The following is a 16,992-nucleotide window of genomic DNA, read 5'->3' on the forward strand; positions in this document are numbered from 1 at the left end:
CTCCTTCGCATACCTATGTGGATAACCTATCAGGTGGGTGCTACGGTGAAGTGGATAACCAATCCACTTCACTTCGTCAGGAGCGGCCATGACCGTTGTGTTCATCCATGGAGTACCGGAGACGCCCTCCGTCTGGAACGACCTCCGGGGGCGGATCGACCGCCCCGCCACGACCCTGCGGCTGCCCGGATTCGGCAGCCCTCGCCCGGCCCACCTGGACGGCAAGGAGGCGTACGCCGTCTGGCTGGCGAACGAGCTGCGCGCCCTCGGTGAGCCCGTCGATCTCGTGGGCCACGACTGGGGCGCGCATCTGGTGATGCGGATCGTCTCCGCCTACGACGTTCCGGTACGCAGCTGGGTGTCCGACGTCGCACACGGCTGGCACCCCGACTATCAGTGGCACGAGGCGGCCACCCTCTTCCAGAAGACCCCGGAGGGCGAGGAGCTGCTCGCGTCACTGCGCACCCAGACCCCCGGCAGCCCCAGCTTCGGCGACTTCCTCCGCCCCCGGGGGATGAGCGCCGAACTGGCGGCAGAAGTCGACACCGCCCACGACGAGGAGATGAGCAAGGCCATCCTGACGCTCTACCGCTCGGCCTGGCCCAACTTCTACACCGACTGGGGCAAGGACTTCGACCGCCCCGCTCAGGTGCCGGGGCTCGTCCTGATCCCGACCGGCGATCCGATGGCACAGCCCGCGATGGACCTGGATATGGCCACGCGAATCGGGGCACAGGCAGTGGAACTGGACAACCTCACCCACTACTGGATGCTCCAGGATCCTGATCGGGGCGCGGAGGTACTCAACCGATTCTGGGACTCCCGGCCCGCATGACATCCGGTACCGGTGGGCGACGTCCTCGCGGTGATGAGGTCGCTTGCACGTGAGGGCATGGCCATGATGGCGGTGACTCGCACTTGACGCGCGGTGCGCGCCTGGCGACTGCCCTCCCGGCAGCCGGGATGAGCGCGTGGCCCGTCCGGTACAGGTGCAAGACGTTGCGGGCCGCGTTGTGGTCGGCGTTGCCGGACCATCCGCAGCCGGGGTTCTTGCACACGAACAGGGCCTGGGTCTCCCGGCTGCCGGGTGTGGTGAACCCACAGGCTGAGCAGCGCCGGGAGGTGCCCGGGGCGGGGACTTTGGCCAGGGTGCCACCCCGGCGGGCGAGCTTGTACGTCAGCAGGGTGACCGTGCGGCCCCATGCCTCCTGGCTGATCGAGCGGTTCAGCCCGGATTTCTGGGCGACGTTCGTTCCCGGCTCTTCGACGGTTCCCCTGGCGGACTTGACCATGTTCGTGATCTGGAGTGCTTCCACCACCACGACGCCGTACGTGTCGGCGATCCTGGTGGTGGTCTTGTGCTGCCAGTCCGCGGCCCGGCGCTTGGCTTTCGCGCGGAGTCCTGCGATCTGGTCGTAGGTGTGGTGCAGCCGTCGGGAGGTGCGCTCTTGCGGCTTGCGGTGCTTCTTGCGGCGGGCGGCGCGCTGCTCCAGGCCCAGGAGCCTGGCCCGCTCCTGCCCGGTCAGCCACGCATCGTGTTCGTACGTCTGGCCGTCGGAGAGCGCGAGGGGCACGGTGATGCCGACGTCGATGCCGACCTGCGGCCCCTGGTGGGGTTCCGGGACGGGTTCGAGGGTCTGGACACGGAAGGCGATGTGCCAGCCGAGCGGGTCTTTGACCAGCCGGGCCCCGGTGATCCGGTTCTCCTTGCCCGCGTGCTTACCGACGGGGAGGTCCTTGGTCCAGCGGAAGCGGACACGGCCGACCTTCGGCAGGTTGGCCATGCCCCACCGGCGGTGGACACGGACGATGTTCAAATCCCGGCCCTGCGGCACGTCCACGGTCATCGCGGTGCGGAAGCGGGCCTTGAAGTTCGGGGCGCCCGCCCGGCCGTCCCAGCAGTTCTTCCACGCCTGGAAATACGTTTTCAGCACCGCCTGAGCGGCCTGAGCGGGAAGGACGGCGAGGAAATCGATGTCCTGGCGGGCCTGGCGGATCGCGGCGTCCGCGTTCGCGAGCGTCCGCTTCTCCTTCGGCATCATCTGCCACCACGCGTGCAGGCAGTTCCACATCGTGCGGGCCGCGTGCGCCTGACCGTCGGCCTTGAGCGCCATGGCAGGGGACAGTGCAAGCCGGGCGCGGTGCCCGAACTGCCGTATCTCCACGCCATGATCACTCATGGACGACACTGTGCAGTATTGGTTTGTGTCACCACGCTGGAATCCAAACCCCGATGTACGCACCGGCCGTCACGTCGTCCACAACCTCCATGTCCACTTGGTTTTTGTCACGAAGTACCGGCGGAAGTCGTTCACCGACGCCATGCTGACCCGCACGGAGGAGGTCATGCGCGAGGTCTGCCAGGACTTCGAGGCCGAACTGAAGCAGTTCAACGGCGAACAGGACCACGTCCACCTCCTCGTCCACTACCCGCCCAAGGTCCAGGTCTCCAAGCTGGTCAACAGCCTCAAGGGCGTCTCCTCCCGCAGGCTCCGCCAGGAGTACGACGCCCACGTCCGCCACTATCTGTGGGGCGGACACTTCTGGTCCGGCTCCTACTTCGCCGGGTCCTGCGGCGGGGCACCGCTGACCGTCGTCAAGCAGTACATCGAGAACCAGCAACGCCCCGTCGGCTGAGGACAACACTGCGAACCCGTGCACCAGCGCGGGTCAGAGCAGCCCCGAGATGGCCTTCACCCCCGCCGTAAACGACGGAGCACTGGCCAAGATCAAAGGTAGATGTCCAGCACCTGTTCGGCATGACAGCGGGCAGCGGGCAGCGGGCAGCGGGCAGCGGGCAGCGGGCAGCGGCGACGTGTATCCGATTCGGCGGGCAGGTCATCCTCCAGTCCCATGATCGCCCGTTTGGTGGCGGGGCATGCCGGCCCCGTCGGTGGGGGCGCTGCTTCCGGCCCCCCAGTGGAGCAGCGCGAAGCCCAGGGCGAAGCCGAGCATCGTCCATACGCCGCGTGGCCAGAAGATGTGGCTGTCGACGAAGGACCAGCCGGCAGCGAGGAGCACCATCGTGCCGGGAAGTATTCGGGCGCCGTGCTTCGGGAGCAGCGCGACTGCCGTGGCCACGATGGCGCCGATGAGGGCGTAGGCGCCGGCCTGCCCGAGCGCCTCGCCCATGTCGTAGAGCGGGCGCTTGACCGGCCCGAGAGTCGCTGTCTCGCCGACGTGCTCGACAGCGGTTCCGGCCGCGATGCCGGCGACCGCGTCGAGGCCGGTGTAGAAGGCCGCGTAGACGAAGGCGCCCGCCCAGGCCACCACTGTGGCGAAGCCCGCGAGGCCGAGTCGGGGCCGATGCCACAAAGGGACCAGGAGACCGACCGTGAGCAGCGGAAAGACCGGCAACAGTGCGATGTGCAGCTGTGTCCAGTCCGAGGCCGTCGACCTGGACAGCCCGTGCGGATGCGCGATGCCCGCCGCAGCCAGCACAAGGGGGGCGGCAGTGACGAGGGCGACGCTTCGGATGGTCAACATGCCTGCGAGCGTAGGCACGTGATGTCATCCGATACGGCCGCGTAAGGGTTCCGTAAGACTCTTTGTCTCCGCTTCCGCGCCCTGCCAAGAGGGCACGGCACTCGCTGGATTCGTTGCCTGCCGTACGCGGCGAAGCCCTGTCACTCCGCCATCGGAGTCTCTTACGAGAGTCTGACGCGACGGCTGTTCCAGATCGGCACACCGCTCCCACTGTCCACTCTGGTGCTGTCCACTCCGGTGCCGTCCACAGCCATGGACGGCACCGCCCAGACACAGAGGAACGGGACGTGAACATGCACAGCAGCCGCAGGGACCACCGCCGCACGAGCCAGCCCGCCGGAACACGCGGCGGTCACCGGGTGAAGTCCAGGACACGGCGCATCATGATCGGCGGCGGGGCCATCGCCGCCGCGGCGGCGGTCACCGTGGCCGTGACCGTGGCCTCGGCCAGCCAGTACTCCGGGAGCACTGCCGGGGCCGACCACGCCGTCTTCGTCCAGGGCAACGAGCTGGGCGGCAACACCATCCATGTGTTCGCGCGGGCCGACGACGGCAAGCTGAGTCCTTCGGGGACCTTCGCGACCGGCGGCCAGGGCGGTGACCAGGTCGACGCACCCACCGACTCGCTCGCCTCCCAGGGCTCACTCGTCTATGACGACGCTTCAGGCACGCTGCTGGCCGTCAATGCCGGCAGTGGCACGGTGACCTCATTCCGCGTCGACGGACAGCAGCTGAAGGACCGGCGGGTCGTGGACTCCGGCGGCGAGTTCCCGGCAAGCATCGCGGTGCACGGCACGGTCGCGTACGTCATGAACGCGGGTGGCGAGGGCAGCGTCCAAGGCTTCAAGATCACCAGCAAGGGGCTCAAGCCGTTGCACGGGTCCCACCGGTCCCTGGGGCTGGACAACGAGGACATCCCGCTGTTCTCCAGCTCGCCCGGCGAGGTCGAGTTCACCCCGGACGGCCGCAACCTGGTGGTCACCACCAAGTCCAGCAACACCGTCGAGGTCTTCCCGATGAAGCCGAACGGCCTCCCTGCCGTCGCCGAACCCGTCGTCAACAAGTCGGCCGGCGGCGTCCCGTTCGCGATCAGCTTCGACAGGACCGGGAAGCGGATGATGGTCGCCGAGGCCGAGAAATCCACGGTCACCACGTACCAGGTGAAGCGCGACGGCAAACTGAAGGTCCTTCAACAGCCCCTGGCCAGCGGCCAGGAGGTCCTGTGCTGGCTGGAGCGCGCGGGCAACTACTTCTACGGCGGCAACACCGGCAACTCCACCGTCACCGGCTACCGCATGGACAAGCGAGGCAAGCTGGCCCTGACCAACGAGGTGGGTATCGCCACCCCGCCCTCAGCAAACTCGCAGGGCGTGATCGATCTCGCCGTGACCGAGGACGAGAAGTTCGTCTACGTCCAGAACGCCGTCTCCGGCACCGTCGACGGCTTCCGCGTCGAGGCCAACGGCGCCCTCACCAAGATCACGACGGCCGACGGCCTGCCCGCCTTCGCCGAGTCCGGAATGGAGGGCATCGCCGCCGTCTGACACGGACACGACCATCACGGAGAGCCCTTTGAGGCACCGAAAACGTCCGTGGCGATCTGGAGGGATCCTCCTTCACGCGAGGCATGGACGCCCAGATGATGAGCGCCGCGGCGCCAGTTGCAGCGGTCGGCGCCGCGGGGCCCGCCAGCCGCCTCCCACCGTCCACGGGATGTGGACAAGACGAGCCCAATCGCGAGCTGCCGCACGAGGCTTCAACCGGATGGCCGAGAGCCATACTTGCCCATACAGGGGCCATCTCGTGGTGGCTTGAAATGAGAGGGGCAGCAATCCGGTGAGCAGCGACAGCCATGGAGTCGGGAAGGCCGAGGTCCGGCTCAAATGGGACCCGAGTCCCTGGGATCAGCCACCTCACCATCTCGACATCATCGCCGCGACCTACTCGGCGGAGGCCCCCTACGGGCGGCCGGTGTACGTCGTCCACTTCGACAGCCGCTCACCGGACGGCACCATCAACATGGGCCGGCACAGCCAGACCGGTCAGGGCTTCGGCTACGTCGAAGCGATGACCCTGGAGCTCGATCGCCTCGCCCCCTCCTTCGCACGGGTGGTGGTGGGCGTGGCGATCCACCAGACCAGCGGCCCCAAAACCTTCGGCCACATATCGAACGCCGGAATTCTGGTTGTCGAGGGGTACAGGGAGCTGCTGAAGGACGACTTCGCACAGCTTTCCGGATACACCGCCGCGACGGTCGCGGAGTTCACCAGGGACACCTCCGGAACGTGGGAGTTCCACGAGATGGTCCGAGGGTTCGACAGCGACCCCGCGATCTTCACCGCCGAGATGGGCAGCACCCCCCAGCCCTGACCAAGCAGCAGCGCAGAAAGCGTACGACCGTCACGGTGGTGCCTTCATGAACCCCTGGAACCGAAGCGCCAAGCACCCCCAAAGCGTCACCTTCTCGGCCAGCGCTACTCGTCCGCGTCTGACGGCTGGTCGTAGGAGCTCAACAGCCCTTCGACGCGCTGGTTGTTGATGGGCTGCCGGTCGTACAGGCACTTCGCGTACCGGGACAGGAGAACCTCCACGCTGTCCCCGGCCCGCTGGGCGACCTCGGCCGGGTCCGCGCCCGCGCACAGCCACGTGGACAACGCCGAGTGCCGCAGGTCGTACGGCCGCTTCGCGAGCGGAGTGCTGGTGAGGGCAGGAGGCAGGGCGAGGTCGCGAGTCTCGTGCCAGACCCGGTGGCAGGTGGTGTGAGTGATGATCCGGCGCTGGGCAGGCGGCAGTCCGGCAACGCCACCGCGACCGCCTCCTCCGGCCGCAGACCCGCGTAGTACATGCCTGCGATGAACCCGACCAGCCGACGGCCACGAGCTCGTCTGTAGCCACCGACATAGGAGACGGCACTCAGCAGATCCCGCGCCTGGTATGGGTTGGCCACCACCCGCGGATCCACCGACCCATTCGGCTTGGGCACCCGCCACCGGATCCGCTGCGGCGGATGACTGCCCAACTCGCCCCGCTCCACGGCGTAGTGAAGGGCGTGCACCAGCACCTTGCGCTTACGGCGCATCGTCTCCACCGCCGCCTCACCGCCATCGAGCTTTCGGCGCAACGACTCCAGCGCATCACGCGCCAGGACCGGATCGTGCAGGGCGACCAGCGGCCGGGACGCCTTCGCCACCCACTGCAACACCAGCCGGTCCTCCGCCGGCATCTCCCCCTGCCTCGGCCCGGGCACGACAAAAGCCCAGTGCCGCAGGGCACGGCGCAGCAGCTGCCCGCTCGGCCGGCCAGGAAGGTCCCAGAGCATCGCCACAGTGACGGCGGTCAGCGCCTCGCTGACCTCGTCCCGGGTCTTCGCCGCCCTAGCTGGCCAGTGTGCCCGCGCGTACTCGGTCGCGAAGGCATACCAGCTCAGCTGGGACGGTCCCCGGGACCCGTGGGCAGAGCTGTTCCCCTGGGCCGGGCCCGCGCGAATGGCCCGCACCAGCTCCGCACCGAACTCGCCCGCCAGATCCGCGACCGCGCTGTCGCGGTCCTGCCGTCCATCACCGTGCGGCTGCGCCGAGGGTCGGTCCGCCGGCTGTTCAGGGTCTGGTGCAGCACCGTCGTGATGCTCGTTTGCGTCCATGCCCCCGCCTCCTTCTGATCGGCGGGGGCATGACTGCCCGGCTCATCCACTCGAACATCCCCCGGCAAGAGGGAACTCCGGCGGCGCCTGATTGGCGAGTGTGGATTGTCGGACGTTCGGCATGACTTCCGTCGGATGGGGCAGAAGCACCGTTTCCGCGGCGGCCTTCGCCGCTCCGTACGGGGTGATGGGGTCGGGCCTGCAGTGTTCGTCGTAGGGAACGTGGCTCTTGCCGGAGAAGACGGCGTCGGTGGAGACCTGGATCATTCTGCTTCCGGCCGTCGCCGCGGCGAACGCGAGGCGGGCGGGTCCCTCGGCTGTGACTGCCCAGTCGACCCCGCCGCTCGATGCATTGACGATGACGCGAGGGTTCACCCAGGCCACGACCGCTTCCACGCTCCCTGGATCCCGCAGGTCGAGGCTGCGCCAAGTAACCCCCGGAGCACTGCCGGGCCTGGTCGTATAGGCCGCGACCGTCGGGCGCCCCGCCGATACGGCTTGCCGGACCAGCTCGGTGCCCAGGAACCCGGGCCCACCCACGATCAGCAGCGTCATGAGGCGACACCCTGGACCGGTCAAGGCCCGGTGATGGCGAGAATGTGGGCGGAGGCGTCGGTGCGGGCCGCGTGCGGTTGCGACGAAGCCATCGCCGGCCGCCTACGTCAGGTGCCTGGCCTCGGGCAAACGCTGTGCGTCCGCGATGTCTGCTGGCAGCACCGCGCGCAGTGGGCGCAACGGGGCTCGACAGCCTGGCCCGCAGGCGGGCCGGGAGCGTAGAACGGACTTGCTGCCGTGTGAAGCGTGATGGGCAATCCGAGAGCTGGACGCGCGCAAAGTAGGTGTGGTTGTGGGGGCGGTGGGGGGAAGGGAGGCCCGGAAACCTCCTCGCCGGGGCGGGGAAACGGGCGGTTCGGCGGCTGCGGAGACCGGATCCCCCGTGTCGCCCCGTACCCTTCGTGGTGTCTACGGCGTCAGATAGCGGGCGCCACATCACTGGAGGCAACACCAACGTGCTGATTGCTCAGCGTCCGTCCCTGACCGAAGAGGTCGTCGACGAGTTCCGCTCCCGGTTCGTCATCGAGCCGCTGGAGCCGGGCTTCGGGTACACCCTCGGAAACTCTCTCCGTCGTACGCTCCTGTCGTCGATCCCGGGTGCGGCGGTCACGTCCATCCGTATCGACGGCGTCCTGCACGAGTTCACCACCGTGCCGGGCGTCAAGGAAGACGTCACCGATCTCATCCTCAACATCAAGCAACTCGTCGTCAGCAGCGAGCAGGACGAGCCTGTCGTCATGTACCTGCGCAAGCAGGGCCCGGGGCTCGTCACCGCCGCCGACATCGCGCCGCCGGCCGGTGTCGAGGTGCACAACCCCGACCTCGTCCTCGCCACGCTCAACGGCAAGGGCAAGCTGGAGATGGAGCTTACGGTCGAGCGTGGCCGTGGTTACGTCTCGGCTGTTCAGAACAAGCAGGTGGGGCAGGAGATCGGGCGTATCCCGGTCGACTCGATCTACTCGCCGGTTCTGAAGGTCACGTACAAGGTCGAGGCGACTCGTGTCGAGCAGCGCACCGACTTCGACAAGCTGATCGTCGACGTCGAGACCAAGCAGGCCATGCGTCCTCGTGACGCCATGGCGTCGGCTGGTAAGACGCTCGTCGAGCTGTTCGGGCTTGCCCGTGAGCTCAACATCGACGCCGAGGGCATCGACATGGGTCCGTCGCCGACGGACGCCGCCCTCGCCGCTGATCTCGCGCTTCCGATCGAGGAGTTGGAGCTCACCGTTCGGTCGTACAACTGCCTCAAGCGTGAGGGCGTCCACTCCGTGGGTGAGCTTCTGGCTCGCTCCGAGGCCGACCTGCTCGACATTCGTAACTTCGGTGCGAAGTCGATTGACGAGGTCAAGGAAAAGCTCGCCGGTATGGGCCTCGGCCTCAAGGACTCCCCGCCCGGATTCAACCCGACCGCCGCCGCCGACACCTTCGGCGCCGACGACGTGGACGCGGGTTTCGTGGAGACCGAGCAGTACTGAACGCCTACCCCCGTGAAGCCCAGGAGCCGTCACCCCGTCCTGGGCTTCAGTAGGTAGAACCTGGACCAGTTCCTGGCCGTCGGTCCTCAGCCTGGCGGCGGACACTCCCCCTCATGGCCCCGCGTGGTTGACGGATCGCCGGATCACCGTGAGCCAGGGCTCTGTCCGTCGCTGTGCCGGGAAGCGGTTACCAGGTGGTGTACGGCTGGGACTGCTGCTGGACAGGGTGGGCGGTGCCGGTGCCGTGTGGTGCGGGTGCCGCCCGGTCCCAGTCGTCGTCGCTGAGCATCATGTCGGGGTCGAACATGACAATGCCCGCGGCGATCAGGAGGACCATGAGCGGGCCGGCCAGCATGACCAGGAGGAACGACAGCAGGTGCGTGGATGACTGCGCGGTCGTGGCACCGCCGGTGAGGTGGACGGAGACGGCGGCCATGCCTGTGTAGTGCATGCCGGTCACGGCCACTCCCATGACCAGGCTCGCGCCGAGGCTGGCCCACAGGGCGTGGATGGAGACCGCCGCCCACAGTGCCGCTGTGGCGGCCGCGACAGCGATGGCGACGGACAGGACGACCGTCATCGTGTCGTAGTTGAGGGTGCCGGTGGTGTGGATGGCTGCCATGCCGACGTAGTGCATGGCAGCGACCCCGAGCCCGGTGACCGTGCCCGCCGTCGCCAGGGTCATCGGGGATCGGCCCCGGTGGCCGACGAGGAACACGCCGATGGCGACAACGGCGATGGCGATGGCGAGGCTGAGGAGTGTCTTCGTGGTGTCGTAGCTGATCAGTGCGTTCTGGACGCTGAAGCCGATCATGGCGATGAAGTGCATGGTCCAGATGCCGCAGCCGATCGCTATGGCGCCCAGGGCCAGCCACCCGTTCTTGTGGTGCGGGCGTCGCAGCGACCGTGTCGTGCACCGCAGCCCGAGCGCCGCCCCGAGGCAGGCCATCAGGTAGGCGGCGATCGGGGTCACGGCGCCGTAGGAGAAGTTGGAAACGGTGGCGGTCATGCAGGTTCCCTTCACATGCGTGACGGCAGGCGGCATCGCAGAGCGGTGGGCCGGCGCAGTGGTGCTGTGTTCGCACCCGCCCGGCTTCGTGTTCGCACCCGCCCGGCCGCGGGCGGGCCGTTCCGGACGGAGACAGTGCGGGGCTGCCGTCCAGAAAGGGGCAGAGAGGACGCCGGGGTGCCCGACGGCCGAGGCGCGCGCGGGCGCATCCGTTCCCTCCCCCTCCGCCTCCCCTCCCCCTGCCGCACGCGCGTTGCGGCTCGGCCCGGCGGACATGACCGGCGCGCACGGCAGTCCTGCGGGGAAGCAGGGCACGGGGAACCGGGCGGTCGATTCAAGCCACCTGGCCGAGTTGCGCACGATTCAAACACATGAGGCACACATTCCCTACAGATAAGGGGCAATCGTTCGCCGAATCGATACTTCGCCGTAAGTCGGTGAAGCCGGGGGCCCGCCTGGGCGGTTGTCGCCACCAACCTGCCCGCGCGCGGCGGCAGTCGGCGGTGGGCCCGCCGCGGGTCAGCCTGTCGGCGGAGGACGCGCGAACTCCCGTACGCGGGCGGCCGGGTGGCCGGGCGGCGTGGCTTGACGGGCGCGGCGAAGGGTGGACTCCCGGCCAGACTCGGCGGCTGCGCGGGCGTCAGCCAGGGGCTGGCCTGGTCCGTTCCGACCCACACGTGACCATCAGCGATACCGAGGCCAATGTCGACGCCGACGCCGACGCCGACGCCGATGTCGACGCCGATGCCGTCGCGCACATGGGCTTCTCACCCGTGCGGCCGAACTCGCCGCACGCGACGCTAGACGGGGAATTTCACGCCCGTGAGGTCCTCAGAGACAGCCCACAAGCGCTGTTGGACGGCCACGTCGTAGGAATCCGGGCTGGAGGTGACCAGTTGAGGGTGTCCCCGGACCTCGCCCATGCCCTTGGGCCCGTAGTACTGCCCGCCGAGGACGGCGGGGTCGGCGGCTGCCCGCAGGGTCGGCAGGGCACCCATTGACGCCTTTTGGGTGAACATCGGCGCGAGCCAGGTGAGGGGCATGCGGATGAGCACCGGTGAGTTGCGGACGAGTTCGGTGTTGGAGAGGCCGGGATGCGCGGTCACCGCGGCGGTGGTGCCGTGCGCCGCGAGCCGCCGCTGCAGCTCATAGGTGAACATGAGATTGGCAAGCTTCGACTGTCCGTAGGCGGCGACCCGTCCGTAGGACCGCTCCCAGTGCAGGTCGTCGAAGTGGATCTCGGCCCGGACGCGGTGGCCGACGCTGCTGACCGTCACCACCCGGGAGCCGGCCACGGGCAGGAGCAGGTCCAACAGCAGCCCGGTGAGCGCGAAGTGGCCGAGGTGGTTGGTGCCGAACTGCGTCTCGAAGCCGTCCCGGGTGGTCTGCTTCGGGGTGTACATCACGCCGGCGTTGTTGATCAGCAGGTCGATCCGCTGGTAGCGGGCTCGCAGGTCGGCCGCCGCGGCGCGAACGGACTCCAGCGAAGTCAGGTCCAATGCCTGCACCCTGACATCGCCGCGCATGCTGTCGGCGGCCCGCTTGCCCTTCTCGACGTCCCGCACGGCCAGGACCACCGAGGCTCCGCGCTCCGCGAGCATCCTGGCGGTCTCGAAGCCCAGGCCGGTGTTGGCGCCGGTCACGACCGCCACACGTCCCCCGCTTCGAGGCGTGGTAGCCGCCCAGCAGCGGCCAGGAGGCGAGCCCGCCGGTCGAGGAGATCTGCACGATGTGGCCGCTGCCCTGCTCCCGCAGGTATGGCAGCGCGGCCTGCGTGACCCACAGGACACCGAACAGGTTGGTCTCCAACTGGTCGCGGAGAGCCTGCTCGGTCAGTTCCTCGACGCCCCCGAAGAGGCCGTAGCCGGCGTTGTTCACGATCACGTCGAGGCGGCCGAAGTGCTCCTTGGCCCGCTTGACGGACGCGCGCACCGCGGCCTTGTCGGTCACGTCCAGGTCGAGTGCGAGGATCGCGTCGCCGTAATCGGCGACCAGGTCGGACAGGGTGTCGGAGGTACAGGCCGTCGCTTGGGTTCAAAGGAGTGCTGCTCGCCCAGGTCCCCTCCCGCGGGTCGGACTGGGGCTGCGGCATCGAGCAACTCGGCACGGCAGGGTTCCATCTGATCGCGGAGGGGACCTGCTGGCTGCGTTTCGCCGGGCAGCCACCGCAGCAGCTGGTGCCCGGGGACGTCGTCCTGCTGCCGCACGGCGCGGCCCACCACCTGGCCGGCCGCCCGGAGCAGGCCGCCGTGCCGTACGCGGAACTGGAAGCCGCGCACCCGGCGGGCCGCGAGGGCATCATCGACCTCGGCGGCGAGGGACCCGTCGTCCGTGTCGTCTGCGGCAAGTTCGAGTACGACGGCGACGCCTCGCAGCACCCGGTCCTGTCCGCCCTGCCTCCGGTGATCCACATCCCGGGCACGAGCGCCGACCCCGAACTCCAGGGCGTCATACGGCTCCTGGTCGCCGAGACCACACAAAAGCGGCCCGGAGCGCGGGCCGTCGCCGCCCGCCTGACCGACATCCTGTTCGTCCAGGTCCTCCGTGCCTGGCTCGACACCGCGGGCGCCGACCCGCGGTCGGCACCGCAGTCCTGGCTGATGGCCCTGCGCGACCCGCGTATCGGCGCCGCGCTCGCCCTCATCCACGAGGCGCCCCAGCAGCCCTGGACCGTGGAAAGCCTCGCGCGCGACGTGTCGATGTCCCGGCCGGCCTTCGCCCGGCAGTTCAAGCAACTCGTCGGCGTCTCACCGCTGGCCTATCTGTCCCGCCTACGGATCGCCCTGGCCGCCCGTCTGCTCCGCGACACCGACCAACTCGTCTCCGACATCGGCGAAGCCGTCGGGTACACCTCGGAGTTCGCCTTCGCCCGAGCCTTCGCCCGCGAACGCGGCGTGCCGCCCGGCCGTTACCGACGCACGGCTCTCGCACGGCCCGCAGGTGTGTGAGCCGGCTCGCGACCGCCGCCCCCGCCAACTCGACTCCGCCTGCACGACTGCCTACAGGACCGCCTCCGCCAAGCGGTCGACCTCGTTGATGTCCGCGGTGGCCGGGTTGAATATCAGCTCGTCTATGCCAAGGTCCGCGTAGATCTTCATCGTGTCGCGCAGCGCGTCGACGGTGGACTCTATTCCAGAGGCCATGGCGGTGGCGTTTTGGGCGCCGAGGCTGGAGTAGTAGTCGTGCACGTTGGCGCAGCCCGTGTCCGGGTCGCCGAATGCGAAGTAGGAGACCGCGACCAGGCGCGGTGCGCCGGTGCGGTCGGCGCGCTTCCAAGCGGCGCGGGCCTGTTCGAAGGCGCCGGCCGCCATTCGGGAGGGGATCGCGGGGCCGATGTAGCCCTGGCCCACGCGTGCCATGCGAGCGTACGCGGCGGGGGCGAAAGCGCCGAACAGCAAGGGGATTTCGCGGGTTCCGGCGGGTACCGCGGGATTGTCGCCGTTGAGGGGCTTGCCCTGCCATACCTGGCGGTAGGTCTCTATGTCGGCGTCGAGTCGGCGTCCCCGGTCGCGGTGGCCGTGCCCGGCGGCCACGAAGTCGTCGGCGCGCTCGGGTGTGCCGACGCCCAGGCCGAGAGTGAGTCGGCCCCCTGATACGCCATCGATGCCCGCCGCCTCCTTGGCCAGCAGGGCCGCGGGCCATACCGGTCCCAGCAGCACCGTGCTGATCAAACCGATTCTGCTCGTCGCACCGGCCGCCGCGGCCAGGGCGACGGTGTCCATGACTCCCGGGTAGGCGATGCGGCCGTTCGTCGCCAAGGCGGCGAATCCCAGTTCCTCCGCTCGCGCCGCCCATTTGGGGAGCACGGGGGCGTGGAGGTCGCGCACCTGGTTGGGGAGTCCGATCCCGATCTGCATCAGTGTCCTTCCTGCGTGACGGCCCGATTGCGGCCGAGTCGGATCACTGTGCCGGGCGTCGATCGACATCCGGTCGACGGCGCGTGAAGGGGGTGCGGAGTCACCTCTTCGCCGCGTTCTCCCGCAGGCGGTTGCTCACCTCGTAGACGTGCTGTGCCGCGGCGATGTTCACCTCGGCCAGGTCCGAGCTCAGTGTGGTGAACAAGCGGGCCACCTCGCGGCCGAAGTAGGCCGGACTCTTCGGGTCGTCGTCCGCGCCGGCGACAGCCTCCGACTCGGCGAAGTACTCGATGGCCTCCGCGTCCCGCCCCTGATCCACCAGTACGACCGCCAGCAGCCGGGCGGACATGTAGAGCGCCACCTCGTCGGCGGCGGCGCGCTCACGCAGAATCGCCTCGCGGAGATCGGATTCCGCCGCTGTCAGATCACCGCGGATGAAGGCCAGCCAGGCACGCACATGCCAGGCGTTCCCCCGCCACTTCGCGTTGTCGCCGAGTTCGGCCGCCGCGACCGCCTGGTCCGTGATCCGTTCCAGTTCCCGCTGATGCGCGGGCCCGGCGAAGAGCCCGCTCGTCGCGATCACCGACAGCGAATCGACGACGATCTCCGAAGCGTCGGGGATGTCGCGCAGCACCCGCGCGAACACCGAAATCAGCAGCGTGTGCTCGGTCAGCAGCCAGGTACGCGCCGCCTCGGCGTCGGTGAACCGCAGTCCGGTCTGATGCGCGGAGAGCAGATGCGTGCCGAGCGAGCCGGCCTGCTCGGTCGCACGCATGGCCTGCAGCAGGGTGGCATAGAGGAACACTGCCAACCGCAGCAGCGCCGCCTCGCGCTCCGCGACGGGATCCTCGCGATCAGTACGACGGGCGGCGAACGCCCGTACCAGATCGTGGAAGCGGTAGCGGTCGGCCGAATGCGGTTCGAGCAGACCCGCCTCCACCAGATGCTCGAGTTGCTCCTCGGTCTCCTGCTCGGGCTGGTCGAGCAGCACCGCCGCGACCGCGACCGGGAAATCGGCGGCGTCGAGCAGCGCGCACAGGCGCATCGCCCGGGACTGAGCCGGGGCGAGAGCCCGGTATCCGACCTGGAAGGTGGCCTCCACCGACATGCCTCCGGCCCGCAACTCGTCGAGCTGGTGCTCCTCGGCGCGCAGCCGCAGCAACTGCGCGCCGAGCCCGCGTCCGGGACGAGCCGCCGCACGGGCACCGATGATGCGCAGCGCCAACGGCAACTGCCCGCACGCGTGGACCACCTCCAGCGCGAGTTCCGGGGCGGCGGCGACCTCGGCGCCGCCGGTGAACCGGCCCAGCATGGCCACCGCCTCCTGCTGATCGGGCACCGGCACCTCGAAACGCGTCGCGCCCGGCGGTACGAGTGACCGGTGCCGGGTCGTGATCAGCGCGGCGTTGCCGGGTGTGCCCGGGAGCAGCGGGGTCACCTGAGCGGTGTCGAACGCGTTGTCCAGGAGCACCAGGATGCGGCGGTCGGCGGTCAAGGTGCGATAGGCCCCGGCGCGGGCCGTGCGCGTCTCGGGGATCTCGGCGGCGCGCATGCCGAGTGCGAGCAGGAAATCGATCAGCACATCCGCGGGATCGGCGGGCTGGTCACCATCGCCTCGCAAATCCACGTACAGCTGCCCATCTGGGTAATCGCCGCGGATCCGGTGGGCGACTCGCAACGCGAGCGCGGTCTTTCCCACGCCGCCGATACCGCTCAGCACCGCGAGTGCTACCGATTCGTCATGGGGGCGCAGGGCGGTGCGTACCCGTTCCAGCAGCTGTTCCCGTCCGACGAAGTCGCCCGGTGCCGGGGGAAGTTGCTGCGGGCGAGCGCCGGTCCGTTCCTCCATTGTGGAACCCACCTTGGGAGCCACTTCGGGACCCGCTGTGGAATCCGCTGTGAAATCCGTTGCCGCTGACCGTGATTCATCGGGGTGGGCTCCACGGATTCCACCGATACCGGTGATTCCGGTGATTCCAGTGATTCCAGTGATTCCGGTGATTCCAGTGATTCCAGTGATTCCGGTGATTCCGGTGATTCCAGCGGTATTTGACTCGGCAGGGAACGGGTCGTCGCCTCGGAGTATTCGTGCCTGCAACTCACGGAGTTCCGGTCCCGGGTCCATGCCCAGTTCGGCCGCCATTGTTTCGCGGGCCGTGGCGTAGACCGCCAGTGCCTCCGCCGGCCGCCCGGCGTTGTGCAGCGCACGCATGCGCAGGGCGTACAGGTCCTCCCGCTGCGGGTGGTCGGCGATCAGCGCGGCGAGGTCCGTCGCCACGCGAGTGTGCTCACCCAGTTCGTTGGCGCACTCCAACTGCGCCACCTGGGCGTTCAGTCGCAGCTCGGCGAACCGTCGGCGGTGCCGGTGTGCGTAGGGGCCGGGCACTCCGGGCAGCGGCTCCCCGGACCACAGCGCCAGCGCGGCGTCGAACGTACGCATGGCGGGGCCGGTCTCCCGCGCGGCTCGCAGTTCCTGGCCCTCGCGTATGAGCCGCTCGAAACGCAGGGCGTCGACCGCCTGCTCCGGGATGTCGAGCCGGTATCCGCCCGGGGTGGATTCCAGCCGGGAACGGTCGTCGCCCAGCATGATGCGAATGCGGTAGACGTACGTCTGCACAGAGCGCACCGCATTGCCGGGTGGCTCTTCCCACAGCGCGTCGATGAAGTGGTCGAGGCCGCACTGGCGGCCTTCAGCAAGCAGCAGCCGCACCAGTACCGAACGCTGCAGCGGGCTGCCCAGATCCAGCTCATGCCCGTCGTGCCGGCCACTCAGCAGCCCCAGCAGCCGAATCTCGTACCCATCCACCGCTGTCGCCACTCGGCAGAGTTTAGCGGGCAGGGCGGGAAGGGCCCGATCGGCGCGCGCCGACGCGCGCCGACGGGCGCCGACGAGCGCAGACAGGCTCGGCGGACGGTCGGCGAGCTACGCGGCGGCGTGAGCCAGATCGAGCGGCGGTTCGCGGAGGCCGG

The 16,992-nt window shown here is 69.0% G+C and carries 15 protein-coding genes and 1 pseudogene; 7 read left to right on the forward strand and 9 right to left on the reverse strand.

The window, feature by feature from the left end; genetic code table 11:
* Positions 1-88: 88 nt before the first annotated feature.
* Entirely contained in the window at positions 89-835 is a 747-nt protein-coding gene (locus OHA11_RS13910) for an alpha/beta fold hydrolase (protein ID WP_266495974.1), read from the forward strand.
* Here OHA11_RS13910 and OHA11_RS13915 read toward each other — a convergent pair.
* Entirely contained in the window at positions 804-2,180 is a 1,377-nt protein-coding gene (locus tag OHA11_RS13915; RefSeq protein WP_266495976.1) for a transposase, read from the reverse strand. The two genes, OHA11_RS13910 and OHA11_RS13915, sit on opposite strands and share 32 nt — an antisense overlap.
* Here OHA11_RS13915 and tnpA point away from each other — a divergent pair.
* On the forward strand, positions 2,179-2,637 hold the full coding sequence (tnpA, locus tag OHA11_RS13920) for an IS200/IS605 family transposase (RefSeq protein ID WP_266495977.1): 459 nt from the start codon (positions 2,179-2,181) through the stop codon (positions 2,635-2,637). The genes OHA11_RS13915 and tnpA overlap by 2 nt on opposite strands.
* Before the next feature lie 201 nt (positions 2,638-2,838).
* Here tnpA and OHA11_RS13925 read toward each other — a convergent pair whose 3' ends face one another.
* Positions 2,839-3,486, reverse strand: a complete 648-nt coding sequence (locus tag OHA11_RS13925) for a hypothetical protein (protein ID WP_266495978.1) — start codon at positions 3,484-3,486, stop codon at positions 2,839-2,841.
* Positions 3,487-3,779: 293 nt separating this feature from the next.
* Here OHA11_RS13925 and OHA11_RS13930 point away from each other — a divergent pair, with 293 nt between their 5' ends.
* Positions 3,780-5,030, forward strand: coding sequence for a beta-propeller fold lactonase family protein (locus OHA11_RS13930; protein WP_266507148.1), 1,251 nt, complete (start codon positions 3,780-3,782; stop codon positions 5,028-5,030).
* A gap of 292 nt (positions 5,031-5,322) precedes the next feature.
* A complete protein-coding gene (locus OHA11_RS13935) occupies positions 5,323-5,856 on the forward strand; it encodes a TerD family protein (protein WP_266495979.1) in 534 nt (177 codons plus the stop codon).
* A gap of 104 nt (positions 5,857-5,960) precedes the next feature.
* On the opposite strand, the gene OHA11_RS13940 is transcribed toward OHA11_RS13935, so the two are convergent.
* The gene (locus tag OHA11_RS13940; RefSeq protein ID WP_266495981.1) at positions 5,961-6,140 is read right to left on the reverse strand and encodes a hypothetical protein; all 180 of its coding nucleotides are present in this window, start codon (positions 6,138-6,140) and stop codon (positions 5,961-5,963) included.
* 794 nt (positions 6,141-6,934) lie between these two features.
* Here OHA11_RS13940 and OHA11_RS13945 point away from each other — a divergent pair.
* Entirely contained in the window at positions 6,935-7,144 is a 210-nt protein-coding gene (locus OHA11_RS13945) for a hypothetical protein (protein ID WP_266495983.1), read from the forward strand.
* Positions 7,145-7,168: 24 nt separating this feature from the next.
* Here OHA11_RS13945 and OHA11_RS13950 read toward each other — a convergent pair whose 3' ends face one another.
* Positions 7,169-7,681, reverse strand: a complete 513-nt coding sequence (locus OHA11_RS13950; protein WP_323186560.1) for a sugar nucleotide-binding protein — start codon at positions 7,679-7,681, stop codon at positions 7,169-7,171.
* A gap of 455 nt (positions 7,682-8,136) precedes the next feature.
* Here OHA11_RS13950 and OHA11_RS13955 point away from each other — a divergent pair, with 455 nt between their 5' ends.
* Positions 8,137-9,156 carry a DNA-directed RNA polymerase subunit alpha gene (locus tag OHA11_RS13955; protein ID WP_266495985.1) on the forward strand — a complete coding sequence of 340 codons (1,020 nt, stop codon included), beginning with the start codon at positions 8,137-8,139 and terminating at the stop codon, positions 9,154-9,156.
* Positions 9,157-9,343: 187 nt separating this feature from the next.
* On the opposite strand, the gene OHA11_RS13960 is transcribed toward OHA11_RS13955, so the two are convergent.
* From OHA11_RS13960 to OHA11_RS13970, 3 genes and pseudogenes are all read right to left on the reverse strand, one after another.
* Complete coding sequence (locus OHA11_RS13960) at positions 9,344-10,165, reverse strand: MHYT domain-containing protein (protein WP_266495987.1); 822 nt, start codon at positions 10,163-10,165, stop codon at positions 9,344-9,346.
* 800 nt (positions 10,166-10,965) lie between these two features.
* The gene (locus OHA11_RS13965) at positions 10,966-11,817 is read right to left on the reverse strand and encodes an SDR family NAD(P)-dependent oxidoreductase (protein ID WP_266495989.1); all 852 of its coding nucleotides are present in this window, start codon (positions 11,815-11,817) and stop codon (positions 10,966-10,968) included.
* A 10-nt stretch (positions 11,818-11,827) separates the two neighbouring features.
* A pseudogene (locus OHA11_RS13970) lies at positions 11,828-12,163 on the reverse strand (SDR family NAD(P)-dependent oxidoreductase); the annotation flags it as partial.
* Positions 12,164-12,207: 44 nt separating this feature from the next.
* Here OHA11_RS13970 and OHA11_RS13975 point away from each other — a divergent pair.
* Entirely contained in the window at positions 12,208-13,113 is a 906-nt protein-coding gene (locus OHA11_RS13975; RefSeq protein WP_266495991.1) for an AraC family transcriptional regulator, read from the forward strand.
* Between the two features lie 51 nt (positions 13,114-13,164).
* Here OHA11_RS13975 and OHA11_RS13980 read toward each other — a convergent pair whose 3' ends face one another.
* Both OHA11_RS13980 and OHA11_RS13985 read right to left on the reverse strand, forming a co-directional pair.
* Positions 13,165-14,022, reverse strand: a complete 858-nt coding sequence (locus OHA11_RS13980) for an LLM class flavin-dependent oxidoreductase (protein WP_266495992.1) — start codon at positions 14,020-14,022, stop codon at positions 13,165-13,167.
* 100 nt (positions 14,023-14,122) lie between these two features.
* Complete coding sequence (locus tag OHA11_RS13985) at positions 14,123-16,840, reverse strand: AfsR/SARP family transcriptional regulator (RefSeq protein ID WP_266495994.1); 2,718 nt, start codon at positions 16,838-16,840, stop codon at positions 14,123-14,125.
* Between the last annotated feature and the right edge of the window lie 152 nt (positions 16,841-16,992).

This window comes from Streptomyces sp. NBC_00878, assembly GCF_026341515.1.
Classification (GTDB): domain Bacteria; phylum Actinomycetota; class Actinomycetes; order Streptomycetales; family Streptomycetaceae; genus Streptomyces.

Excerpts from the sequence above, each read along its gene's own strand:
- OHA11_RS13930 (WP_266507148.1), top strand. The coding sequence starts at position 3,780 with ATGCACAGCAGCCGCAGGGACCACCGCCGCACGAGCCAGCCCGCCGGA.
- OHA11_RS13950 (WP_323186560.1), bottom strand. The coding sequence starts at position 7,681 with ATGACGCTGCTGATCGTGGGTGGGCCCGGGTTCCTGGGCACCGAGCTG.
- OHA11_RS13910 (WP_266495974.1), top strand. The coding sequence starts at position 89 with ATGACCGTTGTGTTCATCCATGGAGTACCGGAGACGCCCTCCGTCTGG.
- tnpA (WP_266495977.1), top strand. The coding sequence starts at position 2,179 with ATGGACGACACTGTGCAGTATTGGTTTGTGTCACCACGCTGGAATCCA.
- OHA11_RS13960 (WP_266495987.1), bottom strand. The coding sequence starts at position 10,165 with ATGACCGCCACCGTTTCCAACTTCTCCTACGGCGCCGTGACCCCGATC.
- OHA11_RS13915 (WP_266495976.1), bottom strand. The coding sequence starts at position 2,180 with ATGAGTGATCATGGCGTGGAGATACGGCAGTTCGGGCACCGCGCCCGG.
- OHA11_RS13925 (WP_266495978.1), bottom strand. The coding sequence starts at position 3,486 with ATGTTGACCATCCGAAGCGTCGCCCTCGTCACTGCCGCCCCCCTTGTG.
- OHA11_RS13980 (WP_266495992.1), bottom strand. The coding sequence starts at position 14,022 with ATGCAGATCGGGATCGGACTCCCCAACCAGGTGCGCGACCTCCACGCC.